The organism is Williamwhitmania sp. (genome assembly GCA_035529935.1).
GTDB lineage: Bacteria > Bacteroidota > Bacteroidia > Bacteroidales > Williamwhitmaniaceae > Williamwhitmania.
This window is the reverse complement of sequence record DATKVT010000212.1, coordinates 1-20,809: the sequence shown is the minus strand read 5'-3', so window position 1 is coordinate 20,809 and position 20,809 is coordinate 1. Positions and strand designations below refer to the sequence as shown.

The 20,809-nt window shown below is 42.9% G+C and carries 22 protein-coding genes and 1 other RNA gene; 14 read left to right on the top strand and 9 right to left on the bottom strand.

The genetic code is table 11. The features are described 5' to 3' along the window. Window positions 1–495 precede the first annotated feature (495 nt). From VMW01_16240 to trkA, 6 genes are all read left to right on the top strand, one after another. On the top strand, window positions 496–2,727 hold the full coding sequence (locus tag VMW01_16240; protein HUW07797.1) for a histidine kinase: 2,232 nt from the start codon (window positions 496–498) through the stop codon (window positions 2,725–2,727). A 36-nt stretch (window positions 2,728–2,763) separates the two neighbouring features. Next, window positions 2,764–3,516 (top strand): LytTR family DNA-binding domain-containing protein, encoded by a 753-nt coding sequence (locus VMW01_16235; GenBank protein HUW07796.1) that lies wholly within the window; start codon window positions 2,764–2,766, stop codon window positions 3,514–3,516. A gap of 10 nt (window positions 3,517–3,526) precedes the next feature. After that, the gene (ruvX, locus tag VMW01_16230) at window positions 3,527–3,955 is read left to right on the top strand and encodes a Holliday junction resolvase RuvX (GenBank protein ID HUW07795.1); all 429 of its coding nucleotides are present in this window, start codon (window positions 3,527–3,529) and stop codon (window positions 3,953–3,955) included. Between the two features lie 4 nt (window positions 3,956–3,959). Beyond that, window positions 3,960–4,511: a peptide deformylase gene (def, locus tag VMW01_16225; GenBank protein HUW07794.1), complete on the top strand. Its 552-nt coding sequence runs from the start codon at window positions 3,960–3,962 to the stop codon at window positions 4,509–4,511. A gap of 57 nt (window positions 4,512–4,568) precedes the next feature. Continuing rightward, window positions 4,569–6,680 (top strand): ComEC/Rec2 family competence protein, encoded by a 2,112-nt coding sequence (locus VMW01_16220; protein HUW07793.1) that lies wholly within the window; start codon window positions 4,569–4,571, stop codon window positions 6,678–6,680. A gap of 79 nt (window positions 6,681–6,759) precedes the next feature. After that, entirely contained in the window at window positions 6,760–8,100 is a 1,341-nt protein-coding gene (gene trkA, locus VMW01_16215) for a Trk system potassium transporter TrkA (GenBank protein ID HUW07792.1), read from the top strand. A 132-nt stretch (window positions 8,101–8,232) separates the two neighbouring features. On the opposite strand, the gene VMW01_16210 is transcribed toward trkA, so the two are convergent. After that, a complete protein-coding gene (locus VMW01_16210) occupies window positions 8,233–9,441 on the bottom strand; it encodes a cation:proton antiporter (protein HUW07791.1) in 1,209 nt (402 codons plus the stop codon). 95 nt (window positions 9,442–9,536) lie between these two features. Here VMW01_16210 and VMW01_16205 point away from each other — a divergent pair, with 95 nt between their 5' ends. From VMW01_16205 to VMW01_16185, 5 genes are all read left to right on the top strand, one after another. Further along, window positions 9,537–10,520, top strand: a complete 984-nt coding sequence (locus tag VMW01_16205) for a hypothetical protein (GenBank protein ID HUW07790.1) — start codon at window positions 9,537–9,539, stop codon at window positions 10,518–10,520. Window positions 10,521–10,526: 6 nt separating this feature from the next. Then, window positions 10,527–10,904 carry a hypothetical protein gene (locus tag VMW01_16200; GenBank protein ID HUW07789.1) on the top strand — a complete coding sequence of 126 codons (378 nt, stop codon included), beginning with the start codon at window positions 10,527–10,529 and terminating at the stop codon, window positions 10,902–10,904. 58 nt (window positions 10,905–10,962) lie between these two features. Next, window positions 10,963–11,853, top strand: coding sequence for a DUF5777 family beta-barrel protein (locus tag VMW01_16195; protein HUW07788.1), 891 nt, complete (start codon window positions 10,963–10,965; stop codon window positions 11,851–11,853). A gap of 86 nt (window positions 11,854–11,939) precedes the next feature. Then, a complete protein-coding gene (locus tag VMW01_16190; GenBank protein HUW07787.1) occupies window positions 11,940–12,491 on the top strand; it encodes a YceI family protein in 552 nt (183 codons plus the stop codon). A 38-nt stretch (window positions 12,492–12,529) separates the two neighbouring features. Next, on the top strand, window positions 12,530–12,958 hold the full coding sequence (locus VMW01_16185) for a hypothetical protein (protein HUW07786.1): 429 nt from the start codon (window positions 12,530–12,532) through the stop codon (window positions 12,956–12,958). Here VMW01_16185 and VMW01_16180 read toward each other — a convergent pair. From VMW01_16180 to ffs, 3 genes are all read right to left on the bottom strand, one after another. After that, window positions 12,951–13,562, bottom strand: coding sequence for an L-threonylcarbamoyladenylate synthase (locus VMW01_16180; GenBank protein ID HUW07785.1), 612 nt, complete (start codon window positions 13,560–13,562; stop codon window positions 12,951–12,953). The genes VMW01_16185 and VMW01_16180 overlap by 8 nt on opposite strands. Before the next feature lie 45 nt (window positions 13,563–13,607). Then, entirely contained in the window at window positions 13,608–14,267 is a 660-nt protein-coding gene (gene fsa, locus VMW01_16175) for a fructose-6-phosphate aldolase (protein HUW07784.1), read from the bottom strand. Window positions 14,268–14,448: 181 nt separating this feature from the next. Then, window positions 14,449–14,548: signal recognition particle sRNA small type (ffs, locus tag VMW01_16170), an RNA gene on the bottom strand. Between the two features lie 93 nt (window positions 14,549–14,641). Here ffs and VMW01_16165 point away from each other — a divergent pair. The 3 genes from VMW01_16165 (at window position 14,642) to VMW01_16155 (ending at window position 16,688) form a co-directional block, all read left to right on the top strand. Next, window positions 14,642–15,193 carry a DUF4199 domain-containing protein gene (locus VMW01_16165; GenBank protein HUW07783.1) on the top strand — a complete coding sequence of 184 codons (552 nt, stop codon included), beginning with the start codon at window positions 14,642–14,644 and terminating at the stop codon, window positions 15,191–15,193. Between the two features lie 9 nt (window positions 15,194–15,202). After that, a complete protein-coding gene (locus tag VMW01_16160; GenBank protein HUW07782.1) occupies window positions 15,203–16,153 on the top strand; it encodes a glycosyltransferase family 2 protein in 951 nt (316 codons plus the stop codon). Window positions 16,154–16,421: 268 nt separating this feature from the next. Beyond that, window positions 16,422–16,688, top strand: coding sequence for a DUF2007 domain-containing protein (locus VMW01_16155; protein HUW07781.1), 267 nt, complete (start codon window positions 16,422–16,424; stop codon window positions 16,686–16,688). A 133-nt stretch (window positions 16,689–16,821) separates the two neighbouring features. Here VMW01_16155 and VMW01_16150 read toward each other — a convergent pair whose 3' ends face one another. The 5 genes from VMW01_16150 to VMW01_16130 all read right to left on the bottom strand — a co-directional run. Further along, a complete protein-coding gene (locus VMW01_16150) occupies window positions 16,822–17,958 on the bottom strand; it encodes a glycosyltransferase (protein ID HUW07780.1) in 1,137 nt (378 codons plus the stop codon). Next, entirely contained in the window at window positions 17,955–18,425 is a 471-nt protein-coding gene (locus VMW01_16145; protein ID HUW07779.1) for an NUDIX domain-containing protein, read from the bottom strand. The genes VMW01_16150 and VMW01_16145 overlap by 4 nt, the downstream gene beginning before the upstream one ends. Before the next feature lies 1 nt (window position 18,426). Continuing rightward, entirely contained in the window at window positions 18,427–19,341 is a 915-nt protein-coding gene (gene miaA, locus VMW01_16140) for a tRNA (adenosine(37)-N6)-dimethylallyltransferase MiaA (protein ID HUW07778.1), read from the bottom strand. A 15-nt stretch (window positions 19,342–19,356) separates the two neighbouring features. Further along, the gene (locus VMW01_16135) at window positions 19,357–19,836 is read right to left on the bottom strand and encodes a hypothetical protein (protein HUW07777.1); all 480 of its coding nucleotides are present in this window, start codon (window positions 19,834–19,836) and stop codon (window positions 19,357–19,359) included. A gap of 24 nt (window positions 19,837–19,860) precedes the next feature. Beyond that, window positions 19,861–20,809, bottom strand: a 949-nt coding sequence (locus VMW01_16130; protein HUW07776.1) for a hypothetical protein, incomplete at its 5' end; no start/stop codon positions are given.

The following is a 20,809-nucleotide window of genomic DNA, read 5'->3' as shown; positions in this document are numbered from 1 at the left end:
AACGTGATTCACGAATTATATGAGGATTACAAGGGACGTATTTGGTTCATCTCTTTATCTGGGTTACTTTCCTACTATTATAATGGAAAAATCTACCAATACAAGTATAACTATTTGATGCAAAAGATTTTTACGGGGGGGAGGGGTGCTGTTAAGCTTTCTTTTCGGGTTAGCACGAACAATGATGTATCGATAAGTGTGACAAGAAAGGGGGCGTTTAGTATTTCCGCTGCAGGTAAAATTGAGATTCTCTACAAAAAGAATCTAGATAATATAGTGCTCGATTTTAGTGATGGATCGCATAATGGAATAATAACCTCAAGTTCAGCCATAAAATTACACGGGGAAAAATTTCTATTTCCCAAAAAACAGTACACTTTCAATACTATTCTTCCTATAAATTATTTCAACCATTGTTTTGCAATTTCAGATAGTCAGAACAACGTATTATTTTCAGCCGATTTCAAATTGTTTTCAAAGACAAATAGCATAAGTATGCTAGAATCATCCTCAAAACCAGTTGTATGGATGAGTGTAGATCGTAGTGGTTTGGTTTGGATTTCCAAATATAATGGAGGTGTAACTTGCTATAAAAGTTTGGACATTTCTAAACCACCACTCCTAAAACTTTTCGATGGATTTTCAATTACCTCTGTAATGGAGGACAAAGAGGGTGGCTACTGGTATACCACCTATGCAAATGGCCTATTTTATGTAAGCAATATTTACAATCGCACCTACTTTTGGAGGCCAGAACAAGTCATAAAAGGGCAAATTCAAACCTTCTGCGCTACTAAATATGGTATTTGGGTTGGCTTTAATAGCAGAAATCTGGTGTTAATACATAATAGCGGTATTGTTCAGAATGTTAGCACAAATTTTTTGCTAAAAAACGATTTTGCAATAAATAAAATCTATTGGGATAATAATCGGCAAAAACTATGGCTTCTAAGCAATCTTAACATATACTCCTCTCTGGGAAGAGAATTTGTAAGATGTACATATTCAAATAATACACTAGATATTCCACTAGGGATCGGTGCAAGATGTGCCGCGATTGAGGACAACAAACTTTGGCTTGGCACTAAGTCAGGGCTAATTCAGTATGATGGACGTAAAGTATCTTATGATTCAAATACAAGTGGGGATTTTCGACAACTAGTTACCTCCATTGCTGTTGAAAGTAATGGGACCAAGTGGATGGGGTGTCCTGATGGGCTTTGGAAGTATGAACAAGGTAAATATGAATGGTTAGGACTGACCAACCCTATTCTTCGCTCTAGAATTGCGGAGGTGGTTTTCAATCCGGTGGATAGTACACTTTGGATTGGAACAGAAGGTGAGGGCGTTGTGGTATTGAATAAGGGTTTAACCACAGTTATTAATCAATCAGATGGGTTGACTTCCAATGTAATAACCTCAATTGGCATGGGGAATGGCCAAGTTTGGGTCGGAACGAATTCTGGGATAAACCAAGTTTCTATTATACCAGATATTTCCGGTAAATATATTGTAGGCTCCTTCGACAAGTCGGTGGGTATTGTGTCAAACGAGATCATAGGCCTTCACGCAACTGACTCAACTCTGATAATAGGCACCAGGGAGGGGTTGATGATTTATCCATTAGAAAACCCAATCAAGCAAGCTCGCCCTTGGGTGTATATCACCGGTTTTGCAGTTAATGGCGAGGATACGTTGGTGAAAAGAGGAGCCACTTTTTCATACTTAGAGAATCACATCGCCATAAACTTTGCTGGACTTACATTTAAAACACTGCGGAAAACCCTATTTCGATATAAGTTACACATAGATGATCCGGGGTTTTCATATACCCGAATTCCCTCTGTTACACTTCCTGCACTATCCCCAGGCTCCTATAATTTTGAGGTTTGGGCACAAAATGCCTACGGACAGTGGAGCGATCAACCGGCAATAGTTAGCTTTGTGATTAATCCACCCTTTTGGGATACTCCTTGGTTTATGTTCCTTGTATCTACGATGCTTATAGTCATAGTTTCGACCATTTTTGCAATTCGGTACAGAACATTGAGGAGTCAAACTGACCTTTCTAAACGGTTGGATGGGTGGAAGCAACAGGCCCTGCTCCAACAAATGAATCCACACTTTATCTTTAATACGCTTAATTCCATTCAACTTTTTATTCTTCAAAACGATACCCTTTCTAGTCACAGGTACCTTTCCAAGTTCGCCAAGTTGATGCGGTTAACCCTTGATAACTCACAAAATTTCACGGTGAGGTTGGCCGATGAGCTAGAAACCATCTCCCTCTACTTAGAACTTGAGGAATTGCGGGCAGATGGGAAGTTTACCTTTGATATTCAACCACCGGAAGATCGGCTTCTTGAGGCTCACATCCCAAGCCTCATTATTCAGCCCTTTGTTGAGAATGCAATTTGGCACGGCGTTTTACCAAAATTAACAAAAGGAAAAATTAAACTTCAATTCTGGCAAAAAGGTGATAGCTTAATTTGTACCATTGAGGATGATGGAATTGGACGAAAAGCGGCGGAAAACTATGCAGCCTCTAGAATACACAAGTCTCTTGGATCAAAAATTACAGTGCAACGCCTGCAGCTGCTCAGATCGTTACATAACCAGCAGCTTGGAATAATTTATAAGGACCTAGAAGATGAGGATGGTAATCCTCGAGGAACTTTAGTAGAGTTAACGATCCCTATTGTGAGCGATAAAATGCAACTAGATTAAAATTGTTACCTTTGCCACGCACCAAAATGGGGTAAAATGCTTCGCGCAGTTGTTGTTGATGATGAGGTTGCAGCGATTAAGTCAATTGAGTTAATCGCTCAACGATTTTGTCCTGAAATACAGGTTGTTGCATCAGCAATGTCGGTTGAGACTGGGTTGGAATTAATTCTCAATGTGAATCCTGACTTAGTTTTTTTGGATGTCCAGATGCCTCGAGGAACAGGTTTTGATCTTCTTGAGGCAATTCCTGATAGAAAGTTTGATATTATTTTTATTACTGCTTACCACTACTATGCAGTAAAGGCTTTTAAATATAGTGCTATTGATTATCTTCTTAAGCCCATTGTGATTGAGGAGATGATTGATGCGGTGAGGAAGGTAAAAAAAACGCGGGAAGAAAAAATAAGCAATAAGTCAAAGTATATTGCCCTTTTTGATAACCTCAATACTGTTTTACCCAATAAGTTAATCATACCGCATTCTGCTGGATTTGAACATATTGACCTTAACAAAATACTCTACTTGGAGCAAGCGGGAAGTGCAGCCACAGTGTATACGGTTGACGGCCTCCAATGGCTGTCGACAAAGGATCTAAACGAATTTGAGGAAATTTTGGTTGAGCGTAGCTTTTTTAAAATTAGCCACACTGTGCTAGTAAATCTGGTACACGTTGCTAAGGTAAATAAATCGATTAAAAACCTCACTCTTTTGGATGGGAAGACTATTACAGTGGCTCCCGCAAGAATGGCATCGTTGCTAGAGCAAATAGAAAAGTTATGGCATAATTAAAATTTGAAAAGTGGGGAGGATTGTTGGAATTGATTATGGTCGAAAGCGGGTTGGCGTTGCAATAACCGATACCTTACAAATTGTAGCTCAAGGTATTACTACGGTACATTCTTCTGAAATTATTGACTATCTTAAGGATTATTTTTCTAAGGAAGACGTTGAATTAGTGGTTGTTGGATATCCTCGACAGATGAATAATACCCCAAGTGAAGGTGCCCGTTTCGTTCAGGAGTTTTTGAACAGGATGAAGAAAGTTTTCCCGGATATGCCAGTTTCTCTTGTGGATGAACGATTTACTTCAAAGATTGCTACCCGTGCCATTTTAGATTCAGGAGCAAAAAAGAAGGAGCGTATGAACAAAGAACTGGTGGATATGGTTAGTGCATCGCTGATTTTGCAAAGCTATCTCGAGGCACGTAGTTATAGAAAAAACGATTAGAAGCATGATATTACCAGTTTACGTTTATGGTTCATCAGTATTAAGAAAGGTTGCTGAGGAAATAAGCCCATCCTATCACGGTTTAAAGGAGTTGATAGGCAGTATGTTCGAAACGATGTACACCTCGGATGGAGTTGGGTTAGCTGCACCGCAGATTGGTAAGTCCATTAGGCTGTTTATTATTGATGCCGATCCTTTGGTGGAAGACTATCCCGATCTGGAAGGGTTTAAGCGTGTTTTTATCAATGCCCATATTGTTGAACGTAGTGGAGAACCTTGGTATTTCAACGAAGGTTGCTTAAGTATTCCGAACCTTAGGGAAGATGTTCGTAGGGAGGAGACGGTGCGTATGCAATACCTCGACGAAAATTTTCAGCCACATGATGAGGTTTTTAGCAGCATTGCCGCGCGCATTATTCAGCACGAGTACGATCACATTGATGGAATACTATTTGTTGACAGGCTTGCACCACTGCGAAAAAGAATGATTCAGGGTAAACTTAGCTCAATTTCCAAGGGCCGTTTTACCTCTTCGTACAAAACTAAGTTAGGCTAGCACTTGACTTCACTTATTGTTTGTTGTAATTTGAGGTGAGATAGATGTCTCACCTTTATGGCAACGTTTCTGTTTGAACGGTTCAAGTTGATTCCAATGTTGCGCATAACGCTTCCGCTGCTGGTGGGGGTTGTTTTGGCTTTTCATTTGCCCTCGTTTCATTTTCTTTATCCCTTTTCAGCTGCCTTACTTTTGTTTCTGGTGGCCATTTTTTTAGGTGGGCGGTTAGCTTACACCAAACGTTGGGTTTGGGGGTTTCTAATCAGTGTTGTAATGTTGTTAGTCGGATTAACAGCGGTGTTGGTTACTGCTGAAGCACCAGCCTATCCCCAAGGGTATACCGGACTTTTCCAGCTACAGCTGCTCGACACTCCAGAAGCTAGAGTAAAGAGCATGAGAGTTGAAGCAATGTTGATAGGAGAGGTTAAAAATGATAGCGTTTATCCGCGAAAAGTCAAACTTCTACTCTATCTAAAGCAGAAAGACTCCACCTTGGTTTTAATGCCAGGCGACCAAATGCTGGCAAAGTTGAGGCTACAATTTCCTCCCTTGGCAATGAATCCTGGCGAATTTGATTATCGCCAATACCTTGCAAATAAGGGAATATACTATTGTGCTTACCCAAATGTTGATGATGTCACTTACCTTGGTAGGGCGAAAAGTTTCTCACTAATCCTTTTCTTTCGGCAGTTGAGGGCAAAAATCATTCATCAGCTGCCAAGGCTGGGCGTTGAGGGGAAAGACCTAGCGGTGTTTTCTGCACTTACTCTTGGCTACAAGGGGTTGCTCGATCCTGATACCCGAAGCGACTTTGTTGCTGCTGGTGCCATGCACGTTTTGGCGGTTTCAGGTTTGCATGTAGGAATTGTATATCTAGTAGTTGCCTTTATGGTAGGGCTGCACGATAAGCAAAAGCGATTTGTGAAGCAACGGGCATTGCTGGTTATTCTTCTTCTCTGGGTTTACGCTTTTCTTACGGGACTGCCCCCTTCGGTATTCAGGGCAACGGTAATGTTTTGCTTTGTGGTGGGTGCCAAGGTTTTTCGAAGACAAGTGAATATTTATAACTCCATTGCTGCTTCTGCCTTCGTGTTGATTCTTATTCAGCCCAAAATTATTTATGACATAGGCTTTGTACTTTCATACCTCGCCGTGATTTCAATTGTGTATTTCCAACCCAAAATTTATGCTTGGTTTTCGCCCAAAGGATGGCTGTTGAAGCAAGCCTGGGCACTAACCTCCGTTTCGTTGGCAGCTCAAATTGCCACAACCCCTGTTTCGTTGGCTGTTTTTGGGCAGTTTCCAACTTACTTTTGGCTTTCAAATATTGCGGTAATATTGCTTGCAACCGTAATCCTTTATCTATCTGTCCCTTTTGCAATAATTGCAAGCCTTTGGTCAACCGCAGGGTGGTATTGCGGCAAACTTCTTTCCTGTTTTTTATTGGCAATGAGGTGGTCCACCGATTTTGTTGAGCACCTGCCGGGATCACTTATTCATGGGTTAAGCCTTTCTCTAGGGCAAACGGTGGCAATAATGATAGCCATTGTATCGCTGACCTTTTACATTGATATGAGGAAAAAACTGGCATGGGTTGTTGGCCTTACCAGCATTGCCTTTGTCTTTTTTCAGTATGGTTGGGCAGAGATAGGCCAAAAGGAGCAAGCATTTGTTACAGTGTTAAATGTTCAATCCACCCCTGCCATAGCTATGGTGGAAGGCCATTCGGCTTGTCTGGTTTGTAATTCCATACAGCAGGGGAGAGAAGAGATGGTTCAGCAGCTGAATGGCTTTAAGCATTTTTATGGAATTGATAGGCTCAAATTAGTTTCATTGCATGATTCTATGGAACTTAAGTCGTTGCAAATGGCTCACGCTTTTCTAAACGACAGCAATCTGCTGGCAATTAGCTTTGGAGGGAAGCGGATAATTGTCCAGCTCCAAGGGAGAATATCCAATAATTACAAAGATTTTAAGATGGAAAAGTTGAAGGCCGACCTTGTGGTTGTTCCAACGGTTTATGACGCCTTGGCCCTGCAAAAGTTAGTTTCCGCAGAGGCCTTTGTTGTAAGCGGTTATCTTCCTCGACGGATGCAAAACGATTCGCTGGTCAACGATTTCTGGATTATGCCATTGCGCGGAGCTTACTATCTGTCAATCAACGGATAAAATTTGTGAGAAAAGGGTGGGCGATTTGGTGTGAAGTATTACTTTTGCCTGCTAATGTTTTATTTTTTCAAGTTTCTGTATGAATATTATTGTTGCTGGGGCAGGCGAAGTTGGTGTACATCTTGCTAAGATGTTAAGCAATGAATACCATGATATAGTGATAATTGATTCCAATGACGACCTTCTTCGTTTACTCGATTCCAATGCCGATGTAACAACAGTAAATGGTTCTGCAACAAATATAAGCACCTTGATGGAGGCCGGAATAAAGAAGGCCGATTTATTTATTGCGGTAACCCACTATGAGGAGACCAACATAATTGCAGCGGTGCTTGGAAAGCGGTTAGGAGCCAAGAAGGTAATTGCTCGAATTGATAATTACGAGTACCTTGAGCCCAACAATAAAGAGATCTTCCTTAATCTGGGGATTGATTATCTCTTCTACCCAGAAAAAATTGCTGCACGTGAGATAATTGGATTACTAGGACAGACAAGCTCCACCGAGTATGTCGATTTTAGTAACGGAAAGTTATCGCTCATTGTGTTTAAGCTGGAGGAGGGTGCGCCGGTGGTGGATAAAACATTGCTGCAGGCTACGCACGATAATGAGAGGTTGGAGTATAGGGCTGTAGCCATAAGCAGGGAAGGTGAAACAATTATACCTCGTGGCAACGACCAGTTTCAATCGGGCGATTTGGTTTACGTTATCTCCAACCAGTCCGGCATCAAGGAGATGCAGAAATATTCTGGTAAAACGAACATTGACGTTAATAACCTCATGATTCTGGGGGGGAGCCGCATTGGTGTTCGTGTGGCAAAGGAGCTGGAGAATCATGCCAATATTAAGTTGGTTGAGGTCGATAAGGACAAAAGCATTAGGCTGGCCGAGATTCTGCAAAATACACTGGTGATAAATGGCGATGGAGGCAATACCGATCTTCTACTGGAGGAGGGGCTGCGCAACATGGATGCCTTTGTGGCCGTAACAGGCAATTCGGAAACAAATATTCTCTCCTGCATGCTGGCCAAGCGCATGGGGGTGAAGAAAACCATTGCAGAGATTGAAAATCTTGACTACATAAAATTGGCAGAGAGCGTAGGCATTGATACCGTTATTAACAAAAAGCTCATTACTGCCAGCCGCATTTTCCGCTTTACCATGAGCACCGATGTGCAAGCTATAAAATGCCTTACAGGTAGTGAAGCGGAAGTATTAGAGTTTATTGTTAAACCAGGTGCCGCAGTTACCAAAGGCCCGGTCAAGCATATTAACTTCCCCAAGGATGCCATTATTGGAGGGGTTGTTAGAGGTGATGTGGCGTTTATTGCCAAGGGCATTACCGAAATAAAGGCTTACGATCGTGTTGTCGTTTTCGCCCTTCCCTCCGCCATCAATAAGATTGGCAAGTATTTCAACTAGTGACACAATCATGCCATTAAAGGGCTAGAACTTCGGTGAAAATAAGCATTTGTTGAAGGATATGAATAGGCCGTAGTTACGCTAATGAACATCTATTAACCTTTCACTTTTCACCGTTCACAATTCACCAATTCAATCAATCATAATCTTGGCCGGCTCCATTCCCGTATTGGGGGTACCACGCCGTACTATGCCACCAATCATTATCACAATGGAGAAGGCAATTACAAATGCTAAGACACCTTCAGTGAGCTCTGGAATAACATATACGGCTGGAATTGAGTAGTATAACAGAATGGTAATCAACCCTCTGGGTGCGATAAAAACTTGTGGCATCATATCTCTTCTTGAGAAAAGAATGTAGTAGAGAAAGCGAATGCCCAAGCCCGCTAGGGCAATTACCATTCCCTCCAGAAACACATCCATCGACATTAGGCTTTGCAGATTAATGCTATAGCCAAAAAGAATGAAGAAAACGGTTCGGATGAGAAAGGTTGATTCACGAACAATAAGACGGAAAATCTTAAACTCTTCGGCCAATTTCTCAAAATGGATGTATTTGGTGATCTTCCCAATTGAAAATAGCTGGAGATTGTTTGCAAACAGACCAAAGGCAAGAATCAGCAGAAGTGTTGAGAGGTGTGCTTTTTCTCCTAGCGCATACATTAGAATGAGCAGGGCCAAAATGAGAAATACTTTGTTGTGCGATTTTATTCTCGTGATGATGTATGCCAAGAAAAGTACACCAGCAACCGAAATTAGTGCAAGTATCAGCAAGTTGGAAATAAAAACTGCTGCCGAAGCTGGCGTAAAGGCCTGAAGCTGTATGGTGTAGTTGAAGAACATGATGCCCAAGATATCCGAGAAAGTCGATTCGTAGGTTATGAACTCCCTTTTCTTGTAGTTCATACGCTTGACACTTGAAATTGCAATGGCGCTGCTAATTACAGCAAAAGGCACTGCATTGGCTAGTGCGCTGTGGAAATCGACCTGAAATACCAAGAAGAACGCAATGGCAAGCAAAAAAATTACTGCTACTTGCTGAACGAGCGCGGCGGTAAACGACCTAAGTATTAGTGGCAGCTTTTCCCTCTTTAGCTCCAAATCGATAGCTCCATCGAGTACTATAAAAATCAGCCCAACAATTCCCGATAGCTGAAGAAATTGGTTTACTCCACTAATTTCATAGCCAAGCGAGTGTGCTCCAACTTTGATTACTGCACCAATTACCATTAGCATCAGCACTGCTGGGACATGGGTTTTTTCCGCCAATAGGTCAAAAAAGTAGGAGAGAATCACCAAAACGGCAATTACTATTATCAGCAGGTAGCTGTCAATCATAAATCAGTTTTTTCAAATTTAGAAAAAATGGCCAATTGTCTATTGATTTAATTGAAGAAACCATCGTATATTGCTTTTGTTAAAAAAAGTTAAATATGGGCTCCAGAACTTCTCACCTAATTCCGGTTGCACTCCTAGCGAGTATTCTGGTTGGTATTTCCCAGCTGGGCTGTCGCCACGACTCTAACATGATTGATGAATTCCCTCCCGTATGTTTCGACACGGAGGTTCTCCCAATATTTCAAACATCATGTGCCTATTCCGGCTGTCACAGTGCCTCAACTGCTGAGTCTGGAATTGTTCTGGACAGTTATAGTAATATAATTCAGCATGTTAAAGCATACGACTCTAGAAATAGTCCTGCTTATAAAGCGATAACGAGTGTTTGGAGTCCTATGCCACCAAATCGTCCGTTGACAAAAGAGCAGAGAACTACCATCCGTATCTGGATTGACCAGGGAGCAATGGAAACTAAGTGTGATACTACGGGGCAAAATATTCCCCCAGTGGTGGAGGCCTGTTTTTCCAGAGATGTTCTGCCGGTAATGCTTTCCAGCTGTGCCATCAGTGGTTGCCACGACGCTACAACGGCCGCTGAAGGTATTAGGCTGTACAGTTATACTACCGTAATGCAAAGTGGTATTACAGCTTACCAACCTTCAAGTAGCAGGGTATACAATGCGCTATCAAAAGCTGCAGGTAGTGAAGATATCATGCCACCATCACCTTATCAACGGTTGCCTCAAGCCGCTATTGACAGCATTTACAGATGGATACTGCTTGGTGCGAAGAACGAGACCTGCGTTACCGCTTGCGATACGTTGAGTACAATTACATACACACTGCATATAGCACCTATAGTTCAAAGCAATTGCTTGGGTTGTCACTCTGGAGGAGGTCCATCGGGTGGTGTATCGTTGTCAACTTATGCCGAAGTGGTGTATGCGGTGAACAACAACCATCTCATTCAATCGGTAAATCGAACTGGAACTTTCCCAATGCCACCATCTAGCCCTCTTTCTACTTGTGAAATACGGCAATTTGAATTATGGTCACAAACCGGAACTACTCAAAAATAGAACCCAATGAAGGCTAATTTGATACTTGCATTACTCATTATTGTTGGGGTTTCATCTTGCTACTACGACAACAGTGAAGAACTTTACCCCGAACTTCAAAGTGGTTGCGACACTACTGCTGTGACATATTCAACCACCATTGCGCCAATGCTCAGCTCCTATTGTCTTGGCTGCCACAGCAACGCTTCTGCAAATAGCTTCGGTGGTGGCATTAAGCTGGAAAACTATGCCGACGTAAAGACCGTTGTCGATAACGGAAAGCTGGTGGGAGCCATCAAGCAACTTTCCGGGTATTCCCCAATGCCAAAGAATGCAGGTAAACTATCTGATTGTAAGATATCTCAGCTCGATATTTGGGTGAATGGTGGTGCAGCAAACAACTAAAAGTTACAGCAGTACGCCATCTACCGTTTTTACCATAGTAATACCAATACGTAATAGGATGAGGAAGTTTTTACCAATTTTTATAATGGCCTTGTTCTCTGCTTATAGCGGATGGTGCCAAGATTTGGATTCATTGCTGGATCAGCAGATGGGGCCCCAAATCAACTATGCTACTGCGACATTTAAATCAAGTCGGATCATAGATTTTCATTCGGTGGAGCAGATGAAGACAGGGCAACTTGACTTTCGTATAAATCACCGTTTTGGAATGCTCAACACGGGACCATATGAATTCTGGGGGCTCGACCAAAGCACCATCAAGCTCTCATTGGAGCTTGGTTTAACCGATTGGCTTATGGTTGGAATTGGAAGAAGTTCATACGAAAAAACTTACGATGGTTCCTATAAAGTAAAGCTGTTTCGACAATGCTCCGGAGCTAAAAACTTTCCTGTTACTATTAGCTACTTTTCGAGCATCCACATAAATACGCTTAAGTGGGATAACCCTAATCAAACAAACTATTTTTCCTCACGGTTGGCATATACGCACCAGATTTTAGTGGGCAGAAAATTTAGTGAGCGGTTAAGTTTACAGCTCTCACCAACCTTAGTACATCGCAATTTAGTAGCAACTACGCTCGATCAAAACGACCTGTGGGCAATGGGGTTTGGTGGGCGAATAAAGTTGACAACGCGTTTCTCCTTGAATTTTGAGTACTACTATATTGCCCGACCAATTAACCAGCTTACCGATATTAAGTACACCAACCCATTATCGTTTGGCGTGGATATTGATACTGGCGGGCACGTTTTTCAGCTGTTTGTTACTAACTCCGTGGGTAACTCCGAAAATCATATCATAGGTGAAACCACCGGGAAGTGGTCAAAAGGAGATATTCACTTTGGGTTCAACATTTCACGGGTCTTTTCTGTTTATAGTGGTAAATAGTATTGACGCATTCAGAAATTATTATTGATTTTTCCCACAGCAATCAGCGGTATCTTTAGACTCAAGCATAACTTAAACCCAGTTTTATGAAAAACGTAATATTCGCTTTTTTGATGTTTAGCAGCCTTATTGCTGTTGGTCAATCGAAGTTTTTTACCAAAACGGGCTATATCGGTTTTTACTCAAAATCGCCCATGGAGGATATTTCTGCTAAGAATGAGCAGGCAACCAGCATTTTTGATGCAGAAACGGGTAAAATGGTCATTGCCGTTCTGATGAAATCCTTCCGGTTTGAAAAGGCCCTGATGGAGGAGCACTTCAACGAGAACTATGTTGAAAGTGATCTGTATCCAAAGGCATCATTTTCTGGCGAAATTAAGGATTTTAAAAACCTGAGTTTTGTGAACGGTCAGGCCGTCAAAGTTACCGTTACGGGACAACTTACAATACATGGGATTACTAAACCCATTTCTGCAGAGGGTACTGTTACCAAAACGAAAGATGGGTATACTGCGGATTCACAATTCTACATTAAGCTGGACGAGTATAACGTAAAAATACCTTCGCTAGTGAAGGATAATATCAACAACGATATTCTCATAACGGTTAAGTTCAACTATTTACCGATGGGAAAGTAATGTCCTATCTCAAAGTATAAACTTAAAAATGAGCGATTATGGGCCGATGGAAAATAGTTCTTATAGTTGTTGTTTTGGTAATTATTGGTGGAATTGCGGTGGGTGTATTTATGTACAACAAACCGCATAAAAATATTGCCAACATGACCCCCGAGTATGTGGTTAATGCCAAGGATTTTATTTCCGAATTTGCCCAAAATGAAGCAAATGCCTCTTCAAAATATATCGGCCGTATTGTGGAGGTTTCCGGTTTAGTGGTGGATAAAACGGCAGATGTTGGTGGCAGCATTACTTTTTCTCTTAACGACCCCATGTCTGGCGTAAGTTGCACGGTAGATAGCGCGGACGTGAGTCCCAACAAGCCATTACTTGATAAAATTGTTGTAGGTGATTCAGCAGTATTTCGGGGACGCTGCGATGGAATGCTTACCGATATTCAACTATCCAGGTGTGTGCCAATTAAATAGTTAGCTCTCCCAATCCTTCACGAACAATTTCGGGCTCTTCACCAGTGCAATCAACAATGGTGGAGGGCTCGTTACCGCCATATCCTCCGTCAATCACGCAATCAACCAGATTTTCGTAGCGCTCGTGTATGAGCTCAGGATCGGTGGTGTATTCAAGCACTTCATCGATATCCTTTATGGAGGTGTTTACCAATGGAACTCCTAGCATTTTTACAATTTCGATGGGAATGGAGTTGTCGGGAATCCTGAGCCCGATGGTTTTTCTTTTTCCAGAATAGTGATCGGGTACTTTGCCAGATGCTGGAAGGATAAAGGTAAATGGTCCCGGAAGATTTTTTTTAAGCAGTTTGAAGGTGGAATTGTCCACTCTGGCGTAGTCCGAGAGATGGCTAAAGTCGGAGCAAATCATTGAAAACCTTACATCCTTAATTTTTGATCCCTTAATGCGCAATATTTTTTCGAGCGCTTTCTTGCTGCGAATGCTACACCCAAGCCCGTACACAGAGTCGGTTGGATAAATAATTACGCCATCGTTTTCCAACAGGCAAACAATGGTGGCTATATCGCGCGGGTTTGGATTTTCAGGGTAGAGTTTGATGAGCATTGCTCAAAAATAAACAAGGCAGAGCCACAGCTCTGCCTTGAGGTTTTATCCGTTTACTTTTTTGTAATCTTCAAGAAATTTTTGCAACCCGCTATCGGTTAGCGGATGGTTGAGTAGACCAAGAATTGCGCTGAGCGGACAGGTGGCAACGTCGGCACCTGCTTCCATACACTGAATAATGTGCATGGTGTGGCGGATAGATGCAGCCAAAACCTGAGTAGCAAATCCATAGTAGTTGAAGATCTCTGCAATTTGCTTGATGAGCATCACCCCATCAGTGGAGATGTCGTCGAGACGGCCAACAAATGGGGAAACGTAGGTAGCCCCAGCCTTAGCAGCCAGCAATGCTTGTCCAACGGAAAATACCAATGTGCAGTTGGTTCTAATGCCGTTATCGGAAAAATATTTGATTGCCTTAATACCGTCTTTAATGCAGGGAACCTTAACCACAATTTGGGGATGGAGTGCTGCGAGCACTTTACCTTCGCGAATCATTCCCTCGTAGTCGGTGGAAATAACTTCGGCGCTAACATCGCCTCCCTTAACTATGTTGCAAATATCTACATAGTGCTGCTTAATCTTCTCTTCTCCCTTGATGCCTTCCTTAGCCATGAGCGATGGGTTGGTGGTTACGCCATCCAAAACGCCGAAATCGTGGGCTTCCCTAATTTGGTCAAGGTTTGCTGTGTCAATAAAAAACTTCATAGCCGTTAAAATTTATGGTCTAGAACTAAACCGCAAATGTAGCACAAAAGATGCAAACATAAGCAGCGCGCTTTTGGGATAATTTCTGATGATTGGGAGGATACCCGAGGTGGAGTGGGGGAAGGCTGTTGATTTCAACCTACTTGGGTGGTTTGCTATAACTTCCTTAATAGCAAAAAAAAGTGGGTAAGCTACTTATATCGCACCGCTACAACCACTTACCCTTGCTACCTTCCGGTCCTGGGGGAGTTCAGCAGGAGCTGGTCGTATAAGACTTACCCGGCACAAAAGTAGCAACAATTAAAGTTTTTCCAAACATTTACTATGAAAATCTAAAACTGTATCTTTGTTCAGCAAACGTAAAACATATTAAAATGGATAACACTACAAAACCAACTTCGATCTTCCAGCCGGCAATGACCTACGGTCTTATTCTTGCCCTAGGCATAATACTTTACAGCATTGTAATATATGTGCTAAACATCTATACTCCAGGTATGGGAATCCAAGCAATACAATGGGTTATAATATTTGGATTGATTTACTACGGCCAAATAAAATACCGCGATGATTATAAGAATGGGGTTCTAAGCTATAGTCAATCTCTTGGATTTGGCGTATTAATTGGATTGTTTGCCTCATTGATTTACGCCTTATACTTTGTTGTACTGGTTAAGATGATTGACCCTGGCTACATTGAAAAACTTTTACAAGCAATGGAGCAAAAGATGTACGAGGCTAATAAAATAAGTGATGAGCAAATTCAGACCGTTATGAACATGTATAAACAGAAAATGACTGTTGGTACAATGGTTTTAGCATCGGTTTTTATGATGACGCTAATAAGTTTCGTAGTATCCCTAATAACATCTATTTTTGCTAAGAAGGTGGAGAGCCCTTTTTCTTCAGATGAAATGAATGGATAATTCTGAGTGATGGATATTTCAATTGTAATTCCCCTGCTCAACGAGGAGGAGTCGTTACCGGAGCTCCATGCTTGGATACAGCGCGTTATGCGCGAGCATGGCTTTTCGTATGAGGTAATCTTTATCGACGATGGTAGCAAGGACGCTTCATGGAAGGTGATTGAGCAGCTGGCCCATGCCGACGAGAATGTTAAGGGCATTAAGTTTCGCCGAAATTATGGCAAGAGCCCTGCGCTGCACGTTGGCTTTGAGGCTGCCCGCGGCGAGGTGGTCATTACCATGGATGCCGACCTGCAGGATAGTCCCGACGAAATACCAGAACTCTACAAAATGGTTGTAGAAGGCGGTTACGATTTGGTATCGGGCTGGAAAAAGAAGCGGCACGACCCCGTGCTCTCAAAAAATTTGCCCAGCAAGTTGTTCAATGCTACCGCCCGGAGGGTTTCCAAAATTAAGCTCCACGATTTCAACTGTGGTTTGAAGGCTTATAAGCAGGAGGTGGTTAAGGCCATTGAGGTGTATGGCGAGATGCATCGCTACATTCCCATTATTGCTAAGCAGGCCGGTTTTTCCAAGATAGGGGAGAAGGCGGTTCAGCACCAGGAGCGCAAGTATGGGAAAACAAAGTTTGGCTTGGAGCGCTTCATCAACGGATTTCTCGACCTGCTAACCATTACCTTTATTAGCAAGTTTGGCAAGCGACCAATGCACCTGTTTGGAACGCTAGGTTCTCTGGTGTTCCTCATTGGGGGTGGAATCACTGTTTGGTTGCTTAGCCAGAAAATATACGGCATTGCACACCATCTAAAGGTGAGGGAGGTTACGGCTCAGCCGCTGTTTTACCTAGCGCTGGTTATGACCATAATTGGTGTTCAACTTTTTGTGGCTGGCTTCATTGGGGAGCTGGTCTCCCGAAACAGCACCGAACGAAACAACTATTTGGTGGACAAGAGAATATAGAATAAAAAAACTCGCAAATAGCGAGTTTTTTTATTCCCACAACGAATCTTTATCCTCCTCATACTTTTCAATCAGACAGGCCCAAGAAGGCCAAACCTCCTCCTTTTCCATAGTTGATAAACTTGCTATTTCCCTTCTTGAATATGTTGGACCGAAGTAACAATTTAATACTTTCGTAATACTAACGTTTTATGAAAAATTTGGATTTGAATACAATGGTGATTCAAAAATTGAGTTGGTAGAAATTGAGAACTAAAACTTACTAATGATGGAAAGCAGCAATGAGTTTGTTGAGATTTTTGCTGGCGAGCCCTGGCAGGCCGCAGTGGTAAAAGATTTGTTAGAAGACAATGGAATAAATGCCTTCATTGAGAATGGATTAATGGGATCCATTGCTCCCTGGCAGGTAACTCCTGGTGGTGCAGGTTCGGCCCAAGTCAAGATATTTGCCTCCGACTATGATGTGGCAAAGGAGCTGGTAAATAGTTTTACCAATGGCAGCAACCCATTGCCAGAGAATTGGGATGCTGAGTAATTTATTGTTTCATAGGAATCTAAAAGGAGGAAAGGAGTTTCGTAAGGGAGAACTTTATCTTTTCCTTTGTGGTATTGTATATTATTAGCAATTAGTTCAGAATTAAGTAAGGCGGGTACACTTAACCTATTCCCTAAAGCGCGCTCTTCACCTCCTCAAACTTTTCCACCAAGCTGGCCCACGAAAAGCGTGCCTTCTCCTTTTCCACAAAAGCCGACATCTCCTCAAAACGGTCGTTCTCAAAGAAGTTGTTGACTGCTTCTGCAATGGCCTCAGGTGTGGGCTCAACCACATAGCCGGCCTTGTTGTGGGGAACAATTTCGCCCAAACCACCAACATTGGTAACCAGCATGGGGCGGTTAAAGTAGTAGCCAACCTGTGTTACCCCACTTTGCGTAGCGCTCTTATATGGCTGAACTACAAGATCGGCGGCACAGAAGTAGTTGGGGATGCTGGCATCGGGGATAAACTCGGTGTGAAGCACAACCCGCTCCTCCAGCTTCTTCTCTTTAATTAGGTTAAGGTAGCTATCGGCATCGGTATAAAACTCACCGGCCACGATGAGCTTTATCTTTGGATTTTGAAGTAGCGGCAGTGCCATGGCCTTTAGCAGTAAATCCAATCCTTTGTAGTCGCGAATGAATCCAAAGAAGAGCATGTATTTCGATTCGGGGTCGAGCTTCAGCTGGCTAATTGCCTTGTAGCGGGGCACGCTGCATCCGTAGCTGTCGAACAGCGGGTGCGGGCAGAATGCCACCGGCTTGTGGCTATCGAACTGGTGCAATTCCTCTTCAACTGACCGCGACATCACCACAAAGCCATCGACGCTGCCAACAAAGTAGCTAGCCAGCAACTTATCGCCAAGCCTCTTTTCGTGCGGAATAATGTTGTCGATGAGGGCAATTACCTTGGTGTGCTTGTTGCGACGAACCAACCGTGCAATGCTTCCCATGGAGGGAGCCATAAACGGTAGCCAAAAGCGTAGAATAAGTATGTCCGGCTTTTCTCTCTTTAATCTAAAACCTAGCTTAAGCCAAGTAAATGGGTTGATGGAGCTAAAGGTGCGATAAATGTCAAGGTCCATTGGTGCTGGACGGTCGGAGAACTGCGATTTTCCGGGAAAAAGCAACTCAGGGTATTGAGTTGTAAAGGTGTGCATTGTAACGGTGTAGCCTTTGTGTTGAAATTCCGTTGCCATGCGCTCATCGTAGTTTGCAAGTCCGCCCCTAAACGGGTGAGCAGGGCCGAGTATTACCAGCGTTGGGTTCATTGTTGGGCTTTTGAGGTATTGTTCAGTAATTGGTTTTGCAGCTTATTGAAGGCCACTCTGTCTATGGGAAAGGTAAGATTATCTGCACTGAAATTGAATGGATTTACCCAACGGAACGATTGTGCTCCATTTATTTCTTCTTGAAAATCAAATGATTTGCTGGAATAGATAAACTCCTTCTCGTTTTTCAACTTGGCAGTATAGTAAACAGAAATCAGCTGCGCATCTTCGTAGAATAGCGCCTTCTGAAAAAAATCGGTGGTATAAAAGTGTTCTACATTGGTCAGCTCCATACCCATCTCTTCCTTGATTTCGCGAATTAGGCAGTCGATGGTTCCTTCGCCGAATTCCAATCCGCCACCAGGGAACTTGGTCATTCGCATACTTTGCTGGTACCCATCGGTTATAAGGAGCTCTCCATTATCGTTAAGAATCAACCCGTACACTCTCAAAATAAGCTGCTGCATGTTACTCCTTTTCCTCAATTTCTTCCTCAAGAAAGGTAATAATTTCCTTTGAATCTGAAGGGCTAAACCAACGAATTGGATATTTTGAAAACCATGTCAGCTGGCGTTTGGCATAGCGCCGGGTATTGCGCTTAATAAGTTCCACGGCCTCTTCGAGGCTGCACTGCCCATCCAAATATTGAAAGAGTTCTCTGTAACCTACGGTGTTTAAGGCGTTGTTACTTCGGTGCGGGTAGAGGGCTTTGGCCTCTTCCAGTAAACCTTCAACCATCATGGCATCTACACGGCTGTTTATACGAGTGTAAAGATCGTCCCTGTCGCGAGCTATGCCAACCATTATGGTTTTAAAAAAACGCTGATTGTTGAAATTGTTGCGCAGCTGGCTGTAGGGTTTTCCAGCCACAAGGCATACCTCCAGCGCGCGCATCACCCGGTTTGGATTTTTCAGGTCTACCTGATCGTGAAAATCGGGGTCGAGTGCTTTAAGCTGTTCGGTTAGGCTTTGGAGTCCTTCATTTTGCAATTTTAGCAGGAGTTGTTCCCTAACCTTTTCGTTGGTAGCCGGGATTTGATCAATTCCTTTGCAAACAGCATCAATATACAGGCCTGAACCGCCAACCATAAGCACCACCGGATGGTGTATAAACAGCTCCTGCAGCAGTTCCAGCACCTCCAATTCGAACATGCCGGCGGTGAATCGATCGAGAACGGATTTATTTTGAATAAAGTGGTGAGGAACTGCGGCCAGTTGCTCACTGCTCGGGACAGCCGTTCCAATGCGCAATTCACGGTATACCTGCCGAGAATCGGCAGAGATTATTGGACACCCAATTTTTTTTGCGATTTCAATACTGAGGTCAGTTTTACCTACGGCCGTTGGCCCGATCAAAACGACTAATGTTCCGATTTGCGTCACCCTTTAGTTCTTGAGCTATTCTTCTACTTCGCCCTCAGCGAGGTTGTTGAACTCTTCAAAGTCGGACATGGCTTCCCGAAACAGATCGGAGGAGGTATCGGCATCGAGCTTTATTTGAACGGGAGCTTCACCCTTCTCAAAGATACATGCGGGCAACTTTTTGCTTTCGCTCTCCTTTACTTTAGCTACCAGCTCGATAAAGAAGCTGCGGTCGTTGAACATGTCGAAGGTGTAGAGAAGCCGTTGCTTAGGATCCTTTACAAACTCCTCAATGGTAGCCACATCCATTGGTGCAACAAAGGTGTCATCGTTGTCGAGGTCGAAGAGGGTAAACTCTTTTACCTTATTCCAAGTGGCATCGGTGAGGAAGAAGCTGGCGATCTGTGAAGAATCATAAACCAGGTTCTTTTGGATTGTAAGGTGAAGGTCGTAAAAAGTTTGGGTTCCAAGAATATCAAATTCTCTGGCAAAACCTTCCACTTCGCCTGATATCATACGGAAACGGTATACCATGGTTTGCTATCTTAAGGTTTTTAAAAATTTCATTGTATCAACGCCGTCAGCAAAATCCCATAGTTCTGGTTGTTGCGTTTGGCCAAAATCGACCCTAAACGGTGCTTCAGCAACCTTACTTACTACGCATTGCAGCTGGTTGAGGTTTTGGTTAAGGTGTTCAATTATTGCCGATTGGTCCTCATATTCCTCAAAAAAAAGCGTTGCAATGGGCGAGGCGATTGCACTGCTTTGCTTGACAAGCAAAAAATCATTATCGAGATGGGGCACCTGATCGATAAGCCAAATGGCTCGGTTATAGGCATGATTATTGGCGTACTTGTGGTGCATGGCTACGTGGCTCCAAGGCTCTATGGCTTTAAAGAAGGCGTTGAAGTTGTAGCCCTTTGGAACGTAAAGTTTGGAAACACTTCTACAACCAAGACCAAAGTAGGTAAAGATGTCGTTTCCGAGCAATGCAAGTTGCTCTGATGTTTCGTTTCCCGACAGGAGTGCTACGCCATTTCTGTTCTTCCTGATGATGTGCGGATATTTGGCAAAATAGTACTCGAAGTAGCGGGCCGAGTTGTTGCTTCCGGTTGCAATTATGGCATCGTACCCCTTTAGCCGATCGTCGGCATAAACAATACTTTCCTGAAGTGATGGCTCCAACCCGATAAGAGTATCGGTGACCAACTTTGTGAGGCCTCCATCTCTTCCCGAAAGTTTGATTAATGGCTTATGACCGCATAGCAACACACTCAGTATATCGTGCAAGCCAACAAGCGGTATGTTTCCAGCAGAAATAATTCCCACCACTTTTGGTGTATGGGAATTTTGTTGGTCATAGTTTGAAATAAATCGCTCCACTTTTTCCTGCGAAAGTGCTTTTCCCCATGCTTTGTATGACTCTAGAATATTAACTTGGGTAAACCATGGGTTGTGGATGTGACAATTCTGAGCAGCTTCAGCAAGA

Coding starts and splice junctions, on each gene's coding strand:
- VMW01_16240 (HUW07797.1), top strand. CDS start 496: ATGCTAGAATCATCCTCAAAACCAGTTGTATGGATGAGTGTAGATCGT.
- VMW01_16235 (HUW07796.1), top strand. CDS start 2,764: ATGCTTCGCGCAGTTGTTGTTGATGATGAGGTTGCAGCGATTAAGTCA.
- def (HUW07794.1), top strand. CDS start 3,960: ATGATATTACCAGTTTACGTTTATGGTTCATCAGTATTAAGAAAGGTT.
- VMW01_16220 (HUW07793.1), top strand. CDS start 4,569: ATGGCAACGTTTCTGTTTGAACGGTTCAAGTTGATTCCAATGTTGCGC.
- trkA (HUW07792.1), top strand. CDS start 6,760: ATGAATATTATTGTTGCTGGGGCAGGCGAAGTTGGTGTACATCTTGCT.
- VMW01_16210 (HUW07791.1), bottom strand. CDS start 9,441: ATGATTGACAGCTACCTGCTGATAATAGTAATTGCCGTTTTGGTGATT.
- VMW01_16205 (HUW07790.1), top strand. CDS start 9,537: ATGGGCTCCAGAACTTCTCACCTAATTCCGGTTGCACTCCTAGCGAGT.
- VMW01_16200 (HUW07789.1), top strand. CDS start 10,527: ATGAAGGCTAATTTGATACTTGCATTACTCATTATTGTTGGGGTTTCA.
- VMW01_16195 (HUW07788.1), top strand. CDS start 10,963: ATGAGGAAGTTTTTACCAATTTTTATAATGGCCTTGTTCTCTGCTTAT.
- VMW01_16190 (HUW07787.1), top strand. CDS start 11,940: ATGAAAAACGTAATATTCGCTTTTTTGATGTTTAGCAGCCTTATTGCT.
- VMW01_16185 (HUW07786.1), top strand. CDS start 12,530: ATGGGCCGATGGAAAATAGTTCTTATAGTTGTTGTTTTGGTAATTATT.
- VMW01_16180 (HUW07785.1), bottom strand. CDS start 13,562: ATGCTCATCAAACTCTACCCTGAAAATCCAAACCCGCGCGATATAGCC.
- fsa (HUW07784.1), bottom strand. CDS start 14,267: ATGAAGTTTTTTATTGACACAGCAAACCTTGACCAAATTAGGGAAGCC.
- VMW01_16165 (HUW07783.1), top strand. CDS start 14,642: ATGGATAACACTACAAAACCAACTTCGATCTTCCAGCCGGCAATGACC.
- VMW01_16160 (HUW07782.1), top strand. CDS start 15,203: ATGGATATTTCAATTGTAATTCCCCTGCTCAACGAGGAGGAGTCGTTA.
- VMW01_16155 (HUW07781.1), top strand. CDS start 16,422: ATGGAAAGCAGCAATGAGTTTGTTGAGATTTTTGCTGGCGAGCCCTGG.
- VMW01_16150 (HUW07780.1), bottom strand. CDS start 17,958: ATGAACCCAACGCTGGTAATACTCGGCCCTGCTCACCCGTTTAGGGGC.
- VMW01_16145 (HUW07779.1), bottom strand. CDS start 18,425: ATGCAGCAGCTTATTTTGAGAGTGTACGGGTTGATTCTTAACGATAAT.
- VMW01_16135 (HUW07777.1), bottom strand. CDS start 19,836: ATGATATCAGGCGAAGTGGAAGGTTTTGCCAGAGAATTTGATATTCTT.